Here is a 14,704-nt window from a genome sequence, read left to right on the forward strand (position 1 = left end):
CAGGGGCCCGCGGCGAGCCTGCGAGTCGTGGGGGGCAGTCAGGTCCTTCGATCAGCGCAGGGCGGAGACGTGGTCGATCAGGTGGCCGACCTCCTCCGGGGTGTTGTAGTGCATCAGCCCCAGCCGCACCGCGCCGCCGGTCTCGTTCACCCCGATGGCGTCGAACAGCTCGCGGGAGTAGAAGTCGCCGTCCCAGGCGCAGACGCCGCGCCGGGCCAGCTCGCCGACCACCTGCCGGGGGCGCATCCGGGAGACGGTGAACGACAGGGTCGGCGTGCGGTGCTGCGGCGAGCCGAGCACCTGCACGTGCGCCATCGACCGCAGCGCGTCGTCCAGCCAGCCGAACAGCCCGGCCTCGTACCGGTGCACCGCGGCCATCGAGGTGGCCAGCCGCTGCCGCCGCGTGCCGGGGGCGTCCGGGCACAGGGCGGCCAGGTGGTCGACCGAGGCGGCCACCCCGGCGTACAGCTCGAAGGACGGCGCCCCCACCTCGAACCGGTCGGGCACCCGGTCCGGCGCCGGCGTCAGCTTGTCCGGGTGCAGCTCCCCCAGCAGGCCGGGATGGGCGACGACCGCGCCGACGTGCGGGCCGCACCACTTGTAGGCCGACAGCGCCAGGAAGTCCGCCCCCAGCTCGTCGGCGTCCAGCAGCACGTGCGGCGCGGCGTGCGTGCCGTCGACGTACACCAGCGCACCGACCCGGTGGGCCCGGACGGCGATCGCGGCGACGTCCGGGCGGGTGCCGATGGCGTTGCTCGCCGCGGTGACGGCGACCAGCCGGGTGCGGCCGGTGACCAGCTCGTCGTACTGCCAGTCGGGCAGCTCCCCGGTCTCGATGTCCACCTCCGCCCAGCGCACCACCATGCCCACCTCGGCGGCCACCTGCAGCCACGGGCGGATGTTGGCGTCGTGGTCCAGCCGGCTGAGCACGATCTCGTCGCCGGGCCGCCAGTGCTTGGCCAGCGCGCGGGCAAGGGTGTAGGTCAGCGTCGTCATGTTCGGCCCGAGGACGACGCCCGAGGGTGTGCCGCCGACCAGGTCGGCCACCGCGGACCGCGCCCCGGACACCAGCGCCTCGGCCCGCGCCGAGGCGGCGAACACCCCACCGCGGTCGGCGATCGGCACCCGCATGGCCTGGGAGACGGCGCGCACCACGCTCTCCGGCACGAGCGCGCCAGCGGGGCCGTCGGCGTGCAGCAGCCCGTCGGACAGCCCCGGGAAGAGCCCCCGGACCCGGGCGACGTCCAGCTGGCCCCCGCCCGACGACATGCCGGGAGCCTAGTTCGTCCGGCGGCGGCCCGGCCGGGCGCTCGGGGCCCCGCGGAGGGCGCGAGGCAGGATGGAGGCCATGACAGCACCAGGCACCGGTGAGTCGCGCCCGCAGCAGGTCCTCGTCGTCGGGCCCGACGGTCAGCCGGTCGGGGCGATGCCGATGCCCCAGGACGGGATGGACGGGGACGACGGTGGCATGGCGGGGGTCGGCGACCTCGTCGAGCAGCCCGCCAAGGTGATGCGGATCGGCACGATGATCAAGCAGCTGCTGGAGGAGGTGCGGGCCGCGCCCCTGGACGACGCCAGCCGCAACCGGCTGCGCGACATCCACGCCTCCTCGATCCGCGAGCTCGAGCAGGGCCTGGCCCCCGAGCTGCGCGAGGAGCTGGCCCGGATCACGCTGCCCTTCACCGAGGGCGAGACCCCCTCCGACGCCGAGCTGCGGATCGCCCAGGCCCAGCTGGTCGGCTGGCTGGAGGGCGTCTTCCACGGCATCCAGACGGCGCTGTTCGCCCAGCAGATGGCCGCCCGGGCCCAGCTGGAGGAGATGCGCCGCAAGGCCCTCCCCGGCGGCGCGCCCGCCGCTGACCAGCGCCCCGGCGGCGGCCAGTACCTCTGAGCCCCGGCAGTGACGATCAGACCGCGGTCAGCTCCGCGGCGCCCGATCGGGTCGTCGGGAGGGCGGTGGCCGAGCTGAGTCGCCGCGCCACCGCACGGAGGTCCAGGTCCGGCAGGAGCCTGCTGTCCTCACCGACCCGCACCAGCGGGGCCGACTGCAGCGTGGCACCCCGGTCGCCGGTCCCGCCCCGCACGGTCTGGTCCGCGTCGGTCCAGGTGAGCGGGGAGATGCCGCGCAGGGCGTCGACCGTGAACGCGACCACCGCGTCATCGACCTCCACCAGCAGCAGGCAGGTCGACGGCCCGACCTCCCGCTGCTCGCGGCCGAGCAGGGTGGACAGGCACAGCACCGGCACCGCGGCCCGCCGGTGCGTGACCAGCCCGAGCAGCCCGGGCACCGAGGTCCGGGTGAGCGAGTCCGGGAACGGCAGGATCTCGCCGACCTGCTCGAGCGGCGTGGCGATGTCCAGGCCGATCGAGTACGTCAGGTAGGCCGGGGCCCCGCCGGCCGCGGCGGCCGCCGCCGCCAGCGCGGACCCGTCGTCGCCGCGGGTGGCCTCCAGCGCGGTGTTCACCGCCGCGAAGCCCGACAGCTGCGGGTCGGTCAGCATCGTCCCGCCGTCGAGCACCAGGCAGTCCCCGACGCCCGCGACCTGCGCCATCCCGGCCAGCAGGTCCGGCCGCGGGAGGGCGAACGACGGGGTGGGCAGGACGTCGTCCGGGCCGACGTGGGCCAGCTCCAGCAGCTCGCTCAGCGCCAGCACCACGTAGCCGTGACCGAGGTCCAGCACGAGGCCCGCGCCGGTGTCCGCGCGTGGCAGCTCACCCAGTCCGAGCAGGACCAGCGGGTCGACGACCGGCACCTCCCGGTCGGCGTACAGCACCGTGCCCGGGCACATCCGGCTGGTCAGCACCGAGGTGCGCAGGTCCGGCGTGGGGATGGTGGTGTGCACGTGCGCGGCGTCGATCGCCAGCCGGTGCTCCCCGCAGCGGAGCACGGTCAGGGTGTGCCGGCCGGTCACCGGCCCGCCAGCCCCCACGGGTGCGGCGTCCCGGGTGACGTCGGTGACGGTGGGCACGCCCGGCAGCTCCAGCACCGCTGCCGCGTCCAGGACGCTGTACGCCCGGCCGGTGTCGGGGTGCCGGAAGGTGTGCGAGAACAGCAGCCCACCGCCGTGCGCGTGCGCGGCCACCAGGCTGTCGGCGGGGACCTCGCAGATCCCCTGCACCTGGTCGGCCAGCAGCCCGAGCACCCGGCCGCCGGAGGCCACGACGACGACGACCTGGTCCGGGTGTCGTTCCTCCGCGCGCCCGGTCACCGCCTGCAGGTCCAGCACCGGGAGGACCAGCCGGCGCAGCTCGATCGCGCCGAGCAGGCCGGGCGACGCCGCGGGCAGCCCGGCCAGCTCGGCCGGGCACGGCACGACCTCCCGCAGCGCCGACAGCGGCAGGGCGACGTCCATCCCGGCCAGCCGCAGCAGGCCGTGGACGACGTCCCCGGCCGGTTCCTCCGAGGTGGCCACGACGGTCAGTCCGCGGCGGCGAGCTGGGAGATGAGCTCGTCGACCTGGCGGGAGGCCGCCTGCTGCTGCTGCGTGGACTCGGAGATGCTGAGGATCGTGTCGTTGGTGCGGGTGACGCTGCTGACGATCCGCTCGAACGCGTTCTCGGCCCGCTTGGACACCTCCGAGCCCTGGGCGACCCGCTCGGCGGACTCCTCGATGAGCTTGCCGATCTGCTGGGACGCCTCGAACGAGCGCTCGGCCAGCTTGCGCACCTCGCCGGCGACGATGGAGAAGCCGACGCCGTGCTCCCCGGCCCGTGCGGCCTCGATCGAGGCGTTGAAAGCCAGCAGGTTCGTCTGGTTGGCGATCTCGCCCATGACCCGGACGATCTCGGTGATCGAGTTCGACGACCTCTGGATCAGCGCGATGGCCTCCAGCGAGGCGCGCAGCGCCTCCACGCCCTGCCGCGCGTTGTCCTGGGTCTCCGCGGCCAGCCCGGTCGCCGTCTGCGAGCTGCGCGCGATGTCCTCGATGGACGCCGACAGCTGCTGCACCGAGGTGGTCATGTCCTTGGTGCCCAGGGCGATCCGGCGCTCCCGCTCCACCTCCGCGGTGACGTCGTAGGCGAACTTCACCACCTTGAACGGCTGGCCGGTCAGGTCGAGGATCGGGTTGTAGGTGGCCTGGATGTGCACGTCGCGGCCGTACTTCCCCTTGCGGTGGAACCGCCCGGCCAGCACCTCGCCGGCGGCCAGCCTGATCCAGAAGTCCCGGTACTCCGGCGAGCGGATGTACTCGTCGTCGCAGAACTCGCTGTGGTGGTGGCCGAGCACCTCCCGGCGCGAATAGCCCATGGTCCGCAGGAAGTTGTCGTTGGCGGACAGCACGTTGCCCTCGAGGTCGAACTCGATCACGGCCTGGGCGCGGTCCACCGCGTTGACCCGGGCCTCGATCTCGGCGTTGCGCAGCTTGGCCGTGGTGACGTCGCTGGCGAACTTGACGACCTTGAACGGCCGGCCGGTGTCGTCGAGGATCGGGTTGTAGGTCGCCTGGATCCAGACGTCGCGGCCGCTCTTGTGGATGCGCCGGTACTCCCCGGTGTGGAAGTCGCCGCTGCTCAGCTTCTCCCAGAACTCCCGGTACTCCTGGGTGGTCGTGTAGACGGGATCGCAGAAGACCCGGTGGTGCTTGCCCTGCACCTCCGACAGCGTGTATCCCAGCGCGTCGAGGAAGTTGGGGTTCGCGGTGAGGATGGTGCCGTCGAGGTCGAACTCGATGACCGCCTGAGCGCGCTCGATCGCCGTCACCTTGCCGGTGAACTCGGCGTTCTGCCGCTTGGCCCGGGTGACGTCCGAGGCGAACTTGACCACCTTCACCACGCGCCCGGAGTCGTCGAGGATCGGGTTGTAGGTGGCCTGCAGCCACACCTCCCGCCCGTCCCTGTCGCGCCGCTTGAACTCCCCGGCCTCGTAGTGGCCCTGGCCCAGGCGCGCCCAGAACTCCGCGTACTCGTCGGAGGCGGCGTAGGAGGGCTCGCAGAACATGCGGTGGTGCTTGCCGCGGATCTCGGTGAGCGCCCAGCCCATGGTGTCGACGAAGTTCTGGTTGGCGGTGAGGATGCGGCCGCTGAGGTCGAACTCGATGACCGCCTGGGCGCGGTCGATCGCGGCCACCTTGCCGCGCGCCTCGGCGCCGGAGAACTTGGCTTCGGTGATGTCGCTGGCGAACTTGACGATCTTGATCGGCTTGCCGACGTCGTCCAGGATCGGGTTGTAGGTGGCCTGCAGCCACACCTCGCGCCCGTCCTTGGCCAGTCGCTTGAACTCCCCGGACTCGTAGGCCCCGCTGGCCAGCCGCTCCCAGAACTCCTCGTACTCCTGACTGCTGGCCAGGGCCGGCTCGCAGAACAGTCGGTGGTGCCTGCCCTGGACCTCGTGCAGGGCGTAGCCCATCGTCTCCAGGAAGTTGGTGTTCGCGCTGAGCACCGTGCCGTCGGTCTTGAACTCGATCACCGCCTGCGCCCGGTCGATCGCCGCGACCTTGCCTCGGGACTCGGCCTCGGCCAGTCGCGCGACGGTGATGTCGCTGGCGAACTTGACGACCTTGAGCGGGTGGCCCTCGTCGTCCAGGATCGGGTTGTAGGTGGCCTGCAGCCACACCTCGCGGCCGCCCTTGGCCAGCCGCTTGTAGACCCCGCCCTCGAACTGGCCGGAGCCCAGCCGCTGCCAGAACTCGGCGTACTCGGTGCTGGCGGCCGTGGTGGGCTCGACGAACAGGCGGTGGTGCTTGCCCCGCACCTCGGCCAGCGTGTAGCCCATCGCGTCCAGGAAGTTGGAGTTGGCGGTGAGCACGGTGCCGTCGAGGGCGAACTCGATGACCGCCTGCGACCGGTCGAGGGCGACGGCCTGGCTCAGCCGCTCGAGCGCGGCGACCTTCCCCTCGGTGATGTCGGTGGCCAGCACGACGACCTTCGTCGGCCGGCCGGACGCATCCGGGATGGGGATGTAGGAGCCGCGCAGCCACACCTCTCGGCCGCCCTTGGCCAGCCGCTTGACCACGACGCCCGCGTCGACCTGCCCGGCGGCCATCCGGTCCCAGAACGCGGCGTACTCGGCCGACGCGGCGTGGGCGGGGTCGCAGACCTTCCGGTGGTGCTGCCCGACCAGCTCGTCGGAGGTGTACCCCATGACGTCGAGGTAGTGCCGGTTGGCCGTCAGCACGGTCCCGTCGAGAGCGAGCTCGACCGTCGCGGAGGAGTCGCGCATCGCCTCCGCGATGCGGCACAGCTCGCGCAGGTGGTCGGTTGCGGCGGGGTCCTCGCCGGTGGGGGTGGGCATGCGCGGGCACCTCGATGGCTCGTGGACGATCCGGTGGGACGCAGTCAGTCTCGGCCGCAGCGGTCCGACATCCAGTGGACGGCGTCGCCCGTCACGGGGTCGACCCACCCGCCACACGCGTCACACACCGGGTCCCCGGCTGTGCCCGCCGCCGACGACGACGACCGGGACGTCACCGCCGATCGGCGGTGACGTCCCGGCGTGGTCCGCCGATCGGCGGAGGGATGCTCAGACGGTGAACCGCCGGACGGCGTCCTGGAGCTCGTCGCTCATCCGGGCCAGGTCCGCCGCCGAGCGCTGGGCCTCGGCCACGCCCTCGTTGGTCTGCTGCGTGCCCGCGGCGAGCCCCGAGATGGCGGTGGCGATGCTGCGTGAGCTGCTGGCCGCTTCGGCGACGTTGCGGTTCATCTCGTTGGTGGTCGCGGTCTGCTCCTCCACCGCCGCGGCGATGGTGGCCTGGTAGTCGTTGATCTGCCCGATCACCGAGCTGATCTCCTCGATCGCCGCGACCGCCCCGGCGGTGTCGCCCTGGATGGCCTCGACCCGCTTGGAGATGTCCTCGGTGGCCCGCGCGGTCTCCTGCGCCAGCTCCTTCACCTCGCTGGCCACCACCGCGAAGCCCTTGCCGGCCTCGCCGGCCCGGGCGGCCTCGATGGTGGCGTTGAGGGCCAGCAGGTTCGTCTGCTCGGCGATCCCGTTGATCAGCTTGACCACGGTGGCGATCTCCTGCGAGGAGTCACCCAGCTTCCCGACCGTCCGGGTGGTGTTCTCCGCGACCGCGACGGCCTGACCGGCCACCCGGCTGGCCTCACTGGCGTTCTGCGAGATCTCCCGGATCGCCGCCTCCATCTGCTGCGACCCCGTCGACACCGTGTCCACGCTGGCGGCCACCTCACCGGCCGAGGCGACGACCACGTCGGCCTGACCGGTGGCGGTCCGGGCGCTCTCGGCCATGCCGGCCGCCCCGGCGTTCAGCGCCTGCGAGGCACCGGCCAGCCGGCCGGCGGACTCGTTGACGAGGGTGAGGACGCTGCTCAGCGAGTCCAGGGTGGTGTCCAGCGACCGGGCGACCTCACCGAGTTCGGCGCCACCGGTCTCCCCGGCGCGCACGCTCAGGTCACCGCCGGCGACCTGGTCGAGCACCTCGCGGACCCGCTGCACCGGCCGCATGACCGACCGGACGACGAGCAGCGCCAGCAGCACCGAGACCAGCAGGCCGACCGCGATGATCGCCAGGGTCACGGTGCGGGCGCTGGTGTAGGCGTCCCGGGCCTCGGCGGCGGTCTGCTCGGCGTCCGCGGCGGCTGCGTCGGTCGCGGCGACCAGTGCGGCCGAGATCGCCGTCTCGGTGTCGTTCATCTGACCGATGAGGGCCAGCGTCTGCTGCGGCGTCCGGGTGCCCTGACCGCCGGACAGCTGCTGGAGCATGCCCAGGTACTGCTGCGAGGCCGCGGCGAACTGCTCGTAGCCGGCCCGGGCCTCGTCGGACAGCGGCAGGTCCTCAGCGGCCGCGGTGGCCTCCGTCAGCACCTGCAGGCTCTCGGTCGAGGCCTGGGCGAACGCGGCTCGCGTCTCGGCGGGGAGCTCGGAGATGCTCGCCCGGGCGTTGGTGGCGGAGAACTGCCACCACCCGGCTTGCAGCTGCCGCAGCGCGTCCAGCGGCACGGCACCCTCGGCGTGCACCTGCTCGGCCTTGTCGCTGAGCACCGACATGCGCTGGATGCCGACCGAGCCGACGGTCAGCGTGGTGACGGCCACCAGCCCGATCGCGACGAGCAGCCGACCGCGCAGCCCCACCCGTTCGGCGATCGCCCCCAGTCCGCCGCCCGCCTCCGACGACTGCTGCTGTGCTCCCGGTTCCATGTGTGCCCCTCTGCCCGAGGGCTCGCTCGTGCGGCCCGCTCGTCGTTCTCATCGGCAGTCCACGGGTCCTGTTGAGCGCAACTGAAAGGAGCGGCCCGTCGGGGTGACCGAGGGCGCAGACGCCGGACGCCGGCCACCGCGTGAGCGGTGACCGGCGTCCGGTGGAGCCGGGTCGGTCAGACGGTGAAGCGGCTGACCGCCTGCTGGAGCTCGCCGCTCATCCGGGAGAGCTCGGCCGCGGACTGCTGCGCCTCGGCGACCCGCTGGTTGGTCTCTGCGGTGCCGGCCGCCAGGCCGGTGATCGCGGTGGCGATGCTGCGCGAGCTGCCCGCCGCCTCCCCGACGTTGCGGTTCATCTCGTTGGTGGTCGCGGTCTGCTCCTCCACCGCCGCGGCGATGGTGGCCTGGTAGTCGTTGATCTGCCCGATCACCGAGCTGATCTCCTCGATCGCCGCGACCGCCCCGGCGGTGTCGCCCTGGATGGCCTCGACCCGCTTGGAGATGTCCTCGGTGGCCCGCGCGGTCTCCTGCGCCAGTTCCTTCACCTCGGTGGCCACCACCGCGAAGCCCTTGCCCAGCTCCCCGGCGCGCGCCGCCTCGATGGTGGCGTTGAGGGCCAGCAGGTTGGTCTGCTCGGCGATGCCGGTGATCACCTTGATGACGTTGCCGATCTCCTGCGAGGAGTCACCCAGCTTCCCCACCGTCCGGGTGGTGTTCTCCGCCACGCTCACCGCCTGGCCCGCCACCCGCGACGCCTCACTGGCGTTCTGCGAGATCTCCCGGATCGCCGCCTCCATCTGCTGCGACCCCGTCGACACCGTGTCCACGCTGGAGGCGACCTCACCGGCCGAGGCGACGACCACGTCGGCCTGGCCCGCGGCGGTGCGCGCGTTGTCCGCCATCGACTGCGCGCCGGCACTGAGCTGGGTCGACGCGGCGGCGAGCCGCCCGGCCGAGTCGTTGACCAGGGTCAGCACCCCGCCCAGGGCGTCGAGCGTCTCGTCCAGGGACTCCGCGACCTGCCCGAGCTCGGCGCCGCCGGTGCGGCCGGCACGGACCCGCAGGTCGCCCCCGGCGACCTGCTCCAGCGTCTCCCGGATGCGCTGGACCGGGCGGGTGACGCTACGGGCCATCAGGACGGCGAGCGCGACGGAGACGGCCAGGCCGATCGCCACGCCGGCGACGGTCAGCAGGCGGGCGCTGGCGTAGGCGTCCCGCGCCTCCTGCACGGTGGCCTCGGTGGCGGCGATCTGCGCGTCGGTGGCCTCGTTGAGCGCGGCGACGGCGTCCTCCTCGGCCTGGATGAGCGTGGGCAGGACCGTGTAGATGTCCCCGCCCGCCGCGGCGATCTCGCCCATCTGGGCGCTGGTGTCGTCGTAGAGCGCGATCGCGGCCTGGAAGTCCTGGAAGGCGGCCTCGGTGGCCGAGCCGAGGTCGGCCTCGTCCAGGCCGGCCCGGAGACCGTCGAGCATCCCGCGGATGGCGACCGACTGCTCCTGGAGCGACTGGACGACGTCCGGACCGAGACCGGGGCTCAGGCTCCGGGAGGTGGCCGCCTGCATCTCCCAGTAGGTGGAGCGCAGCAGCAGGATGTCCCGCAGCGGGACGGCGCCGTCCTCGTAGACGGCCTCGGCCTGGTGGCTGAGCTCGCTCATCCGCGTGACGCCGAGGGCGCCCACGATCAGCGTGATCAGGGCGACCAGGAGGAACGCCACCAGCAGCCGCGCCTGCAGGCCCATCCGCTGGAAGAGCCCGCCGGTCCGGGGAGGAGCAGGGGCCGTGCCGTGGTCGCCGACCAGGATGTCGATCATGAGGTGCCTCTCGAGCGTCGGACGCACTCGAGCGCCCAGGTGAGCCAGAGATCGGCAGTGCACGACCGGATGTGCAGCGCAGCAGAGTTCCGGAACCAACGAGTTCGCCGGTCCGGCGGCAGGTCAGGAGCGCAGGGCGGCCAGGAAAGCCGCCACCCCCTCCTCGTCGTTCGAGCCGGTCACGTCGGTCGCCGCGGCGAGCACGTCGGGGTGGGCGTGCGCCGTCGCGACCGCCCGCCCACCGCCCTCGCGCACCCAGTCGAAGGCGGCCAGGTCGTTGGGCATGTCACCGAAGTAGACGACGTCCGCCGGGCCGAGCCCCCGCTCCGCCGCCAGCCGGGCCAGGCCGGTGGCCTTGGTGACCCCGCGGGCGGAGATCTCGGCCATCGCGTCGGAGGAGGAGGTGGTCACCGTTGCGGTGTCCCCCACCACCTCGGCGACCAGGGCGACGAACTCGTCGCGGCCGAGCCGCTCGTGCCTGGCCAGCAGCTTGGCCACCGGCTGGGCGACCATCTCCTCCAGGGTGGCCACCGCGACGCCCGGGGCGTCGGCGTCCCAGCGCGGCCGGTAGATCGGCTCGTGCCGGAACTGGTCGCCGTACTCGACGGCGAACCAGGTGTCCGGCTGCCGGCGGCGGAGCTGCGCGGTGACCTCCCGCAGCACCTCGGGCTGGACCGGGTGCTCCTCCAGCACCCGGAACGGCCCCAGGTCCAGCAGCACGGCGCCGTTGCAGCAGATCGCGGTGCCACCGCCCAGCCGGTCCCGGACGCCGAGCATCCAGCGCGGCGGGCGGCCGGTGGCCAGCACCAGCGGCACGCCGTCGTCGGCCCAGCGGTGCAGCTCGGCCAGGGTGGCGTCGCTGATCGTCTCGTCGCTGCGCAGCAGCGTGCCGTCCAGGTCGCTGACGATGAGCTTCGGGCGCCAGTCAGACATCGGTGCCCTCCAGGGCGAGCAGGGCCTCGAGGTAGCGGGCGACGCCGTCGGCGTCGTGGCCGCTGGTCCGGTCAGCGGCAGCGGCCCGGACGGCGGGGTGGGCGTTGGCCATCGCGACCGCCCGGCCCCCCGCGGCGGTGACCGCCTCGAACATCGGCAGGTCGTTGGGCATGTCGCCGAACACCAGGACGTCGCCGAACCCGATGCCCAGCTCGTCGAGCACGACGGCCAGCCCGGTGGCCTTGGTGACCCCCGGCGGGAGCACCTCGATGAAGCCCAGCCCGGCGTGGGTCAGCTCGGCGTCGACCGGGTCGACCACCGAGCGGGCCAGCGCGACCAACTGGTCCTCCGCCAGCCGCGGGGAGCGGAGGAACACCTTGAGCACCGCCCCGACCGGCAGCACCTCGTGCCGGGGCAGCAGGTGCGCCGGCTCCGGGTAGGGCCAGTCGAAGCCGTGCTGCACCCGCAGCGGGCGCAGCGCCTCGGCCTGCTCGGCGGCGTCCTCCACGGCCACGATGAGCTCACCGGCGACGTCCTCGATCGCGGCGATCACCTCGGTGGCCACCTCGCGGGTCATCCCGACGGTGCGCAGCACCTCGTCGGGCTCGCCGCCGGTGCCGAACCGGACGACGTAGCCGCCCTGGGCCAGGACGGCGATCCCCTGCCCGGCCATCGCCGCGCGGACGCTCTCCAGCAGCCGCGGCCCGCGGCCGGTCGCCCCGACCACCGGGATGCCCGCGGCGCGGCAGGCAGCGATCGCGGCGGCGGTGCGCCCGCTGACCTCGCCGGCCGAGTCGAGCAGGGTGCCGTCCATGTCGCTGACCACCAGCCGCGGCCGCCAGCTGCCCAGCCGGGCCCCGAGGTCGCCGAGGTCGACCAGCTCCTGGGCACGGCCGGCCGCGGCCGGCGCGGTGAGGCCACCGCCGCCGGGCTGGTCTGCGGTCATGCGGGGAGGCCCGGTGCGGCGACCGCGGCCAGCGACATGCCGGGGGTGAGGACGGCGTGCCCGCCCAGCCAGGGGCGCAGTGCGGCGGGCACGTGCACCGAGCCGTCGGCACGCTGGTGCACCTCGAGCAGGCAGGCGATGGTGCGGGCGATCGCGCACAGGGTGCCGTTGAGGGTCGCGGCCGGCTGCGGCTTCCCGTCGGCGTCCCGGTGCCGGATCTGCAGCCGGCGGGACTGGAAGGTGGTGCAGTCCGAGGTGCTGGTCAGCTCCCGGTAGGCGCCCTGGCTGGGGAACCAGGCCTCGATGTCGAACTTGCGGGCGGCGCTGGTGCCCAGGTCACCGGCGGCGATGTCGACCACCCGGTAGGGCAGCTCGAGGAGCTGGAGGAACTCCTCCTCCCACTGCAGCAGGCGGCGGTGCTCGGCCTCGGCCTCCTCGGGGGCGCAGAAGCTGAACATCTCGACCTTGTCGAACCAGTGCACCCGGATGATGCCGCGGGTGTCCTTGCCGTAGGAGCCGGCCTCGCGGCGGAAGCAGGAGGACCACCCGGCGTAGCGTTTCGGCCCGGCGGAGAGGTCGAGCACCTCACGCGCGTGCATCCCGGCCAGCGCCACCTCGGAGGTGCCGACCAGGTAGAGGTCGTCGCGCTCGACCCGGTAGATCTCCTCGTCGTGCTCGCCGGTGAAGCCGGTGCCCTCCATCGCCTCGGGCTTGACCAGCGCGGGGGCGATGACCGGGGTGAAGCCGGCGGACACCGCGCGGGTGATCGCCAGCTGGGCCAGGGCGAACTCCAGCAGCGCGCCGGGGCCGGTGAGGAAGTAGAAGCGGGCGCCGGAGACCTTCGCGCCGCGCTCCATGTCGATGGCGCCGAGGGCCTCGCCGATCTGCAGGTGGTCGCGCACCTCGAAGTCGTAGGCGGGCACCTCCCCCACGGTCCGGATCTCCACCGCGTCGTCCTCACCGCCCGGCGGGACGTCGGGGTGCACGACGTTGGGGATGCGCAGGTGCAGCGCGTGCAGCGCCGCGTCAGCGGTGCGCTCGGCCTCCTCGGCCTCCTTCACCTGGGCGGCCAGCGCCTTGGCCCGCTCCAGGACGGCGGGGCGCTCCTCCTTCGACGCGCCGCGCACCGCCTGCGAGGCGGCCTTCTGCTCCGCGCGCAGGTCGTCGGCGGCCTTGACCGCGGCCCGCCGCTCGGCGTCGGCGGCCAGCAACTGGTCGACCAGGGACTCGTCGGCCCCCCGGGCACGCTGACTGGCGCGGACGAGGTCGGGGTTCTCGCGGACGAGGCGCAGGTCGATCACGCCCTGATCGTAGGTGCCGGGCCGCACCCCCTCCGCCCAGTTCCCACCACCACCGCCGCCGTCCGGCGACGACCACGGGGCCGCGACCACGACACGCCCCGCCCCGCCGGCGTGTCGCCACCCGGCTCCGCGATCGCCGGCGAGGCGCCGGGGCCTGGGACACTGGGGGCATGCGGTTCCTCGGTGACACTCGCCCGGCCCACGACCTGACCTACGCCGACGTGTTCATGGTGCCGGCGCACTCGACGGTCGGCTCCCGGCTGGAGGTCGACCTGACCACCCCCGACCGGGTGGGCACGACCGTCCCGATCGTCGTCGCCAACATGACGGCCATCTCCGGACGGCGGATGGCCGAGACCGTCGCCCGGCGCGGCGGGCTCGCGGTGCTGCCGCAGGACATCCCGGTCGACGTGGTCACCGAGGTCGTCGACTGGGTCAAGCACCGGCACCCGGTCTACGACACCCCGATCACCCTCTCCCCCACCTCCACCGTCGGCGAGGCGCTGTCGCTGCTGACCAAGCGGGCGCACGGCATCGTCGTGGTGGTCGAGGGCGGCGCGCCGGTCGGCGTGGTCACCGACGGCCAGTGCCAGGGCGTGGACCGGTTCACCCAGCTGTCCGAGGTGATGACCCGCGACCCGCTGACCATCCCGGCCGGCACCGACCTGCCCAAGGTCTTCGACGTGCTCTCCGGCGAGCGGATCAGCGCCGCACCCGTGGTGGAGGGCGACCGTCTGGTCGGCGTCGTCACCCGCAAGGGCGCGCTGCGCTCGGCGATCTACACCCCGGCGACCGGGCCCGAGGGGCACCTGCTCACCTCCGCCGCGGTCGGCATCAACGGCGACGTCGCCGGCAAGGCGAGCGCCCTGCTGGCCGGCGGGGTCGACGTGCTCGTCGTGGACACCGCGCACGGGCACCAGGAGAAGGCGATCGAGGCGGTGGCCGCGGTGCGCGCGGTGGCCGGCAGCACCCCGGTCGTGGCCGGCAACGTGGTGACCGCGCAGGGCACCCGCGACCTCATCGAGGCCGGGGCGGACGTCGTGAAGGTCGGCGTCGGCCCGGGCGCCATGTGCACCACCCGGATGATGACCGGCGTCGGCCGCCCGCAGTTCTCCGCGGTCGAGGAGTGCGCCGCTGCCGCGCGCGAACTCGGCAAGCACGTGTGGGCCGACGGCGGCGTCCGGCACCCCCGGGACGTCGCCCTGGCGCTGGCCGCCGGTGCGGCGAACGTGATGGTCGGGTCCTGGTTCGCCGGCACCTACGAGAGCGCCGGCGACCTCAGCGAGGACGGCACCGGCCGGCAGTACAAGGAGAGCTTCGGGATGGCCTCAGCCCGCGCGGTGAAGGCCCGGACGTCGTCGCAGAGCGGCTTCGACCGGGCCCGGGCCGGGCTGTTCGAGGAGGGCATCAGCTCCTCCCGGATGTACCTGGACCCGGCCCGCCCCGGCGTCGAGGACCTGATCGACCAGATCGTGGCCGGCGTCCGCTCCTCGTGCACCTACGCCGGCGCGCGCACCGTCGACGAGCTGCACGAGCGCGCGGTGCTGGGGGTGCAGAGCGCGGCCGGCTACGAGGAGGGCCGCCCGCTGCCGACCAGCTGGTGACCCACCCGTGACGA

10 protein-coding genes are annotated in these 14,704 nt (G+C 73.6%); 2 read left to right on the forward strand and 8 right to left on the reverse strand.

All coding sequences use genetic code 11. The annotated features are described in order from the left end of the window. Window positions 1–51: 51 nt before the first annotated feature. On the reverse strand, window positions 52–1,269 hold the full coding sequence (locus HLA93_RS03525; RefSeq protein ID WP_222192860.1) for a cysteine desulfurase-like protein: 1,218 nt from the start codon (window positions 1,267–1,269) through the stop codon (window positions 52–54). Between the two features lie 79 nt (window positions 1,270–1,348). Here HLA93_RS03525 and HLA93_RS03530 point away from each other — a divergent pair, with 79 nt between their 5' ends. Continuing rightward, window positions 1,349–1,891 carry a bacterial proteasome activator family protein gene (locus tag HLA93_RS03530; RefSeq protein WP_222192861.1) on the forward strand — a complete coding sequence of 181 codons (543 nt, stop codon included), beginning with the start codon at window positions 1,349–1,351 and terminating at the stop codon, window positions 1,889–1,891. Between the two features lie 16 nt (window positions 1,892–1,907). Here HLA93_RS03530 and HLA93_RS03535 read toward each other — a convergent pair whose 3' ends face one another. The 7 genes from HLA93_RS03535 to serS all read right to left on the reverse strand — a co-directional run bounded on the left by HLA93_RS03535 (window position 1,908) and on the right by serS (window position 13,086). Then, a complete protein-coding gene (locus HLA93_RS03535) occupies window positions 1,908–3,413 on the reverse strand; it encodes a chemotaxis protein CheW (RefSeq protein WP_308127920.1) in 1,506 nt (501 codons plus the stop codon). Between the two features lie 5 nt (window positions 3,414–3,418). Next, complete coding sequence (locus HLA93_RS03540; protein ID WP_222192862.1) at window positions 3,419–6,232, reverse strand: methyl-accepting chemotaxis protein; 2,814 nt, start codon at window positions 6,230–6,232, stop codon at window positions 3,419–3,421. A gap of 228 nt (window positions 6,233–6,460) precedes the next feature. Continuing rightward, complete coding sequence (locus HLA93_RS03545; RefSeq protein WP_222192863.1) at window positions 6,461–8,095, reverse strand: methyl-accepting chemotaxis protein; 1,635 nt, start codon at window positions 8,093–8,095, stop codon at window positions 6,461–6,463. A gap of 176 nt (window positions 8,096–8,271) precedes the next feature. Beyond that, entirely contained in the window at window positions 8,272–9,906 is a 1,635-nt protein-coding gene (locus HLA93_RS03550; protein WP_246625502.1) for a methyl-accepting chemotaxis protein, read from the reverse strand. A 123-nt stretch (window positions 9,907–10,029) separates the two neighbouring features. Then, a complete protein-coding gene (locus HLA93_RS03555) occupies window positions 10,030–10,839 on the reverse strand; it encodes an HAD family hydrolase (protein ID WP_222192864.1) in 810 nt (269 codons plus the stop codon). After that, entirely contained in the window at window positions 10,832–11,785 is a 954-nt protein-coding gene (locus HLA93_RS03560; protein WP_222192865.1) for an HAD family hydrolase, read from the reverse strand. Before HLA93_RS03560 ends, HLA93_RS03555 begins: the two co-directional genes overlap by 8 nt. After that, on the reverse strand, window positions 11,782–13,086 hold the full coding sequence (gene serS / locus HLA93_RS03565; protein ID WP_222192866.1) for a serine--tRNA ligase: 1,305 nt from the start codon (window positions 13,084–13,086) through the stop codon (window positions 11,782–11,784). Before serS ends, HLA93_RS03560 begins: the two co-directional genes overlap by 4 nt. A gap of 170 nt (window positions 13,087–13,256) precedes the next feature. Between serS and HLA93_RS03570 the strand changes: the two genes are divergently transcribed. Further along, entirely contained in the window at window positions 13,257–14,690 is a 1,434-nt protein-coding gene (locus HLA93_RS03570; protein ID WP_222192867.1) for a GuaB1 family IMP dehydrogenase-related protein, read from the forward strand. Window positions 14,691–14,704: the final 14 nt, after the last annotated feature.

Source organism: Modestobacter italicus (genome assembly GCF_019799965.1).
GTDB lineage: Bacteria > Actinomycetota > Actinomycetes > Mycobacteriales > Geodermatophilaceae > Modestobacter > Modestobacter italicus_A.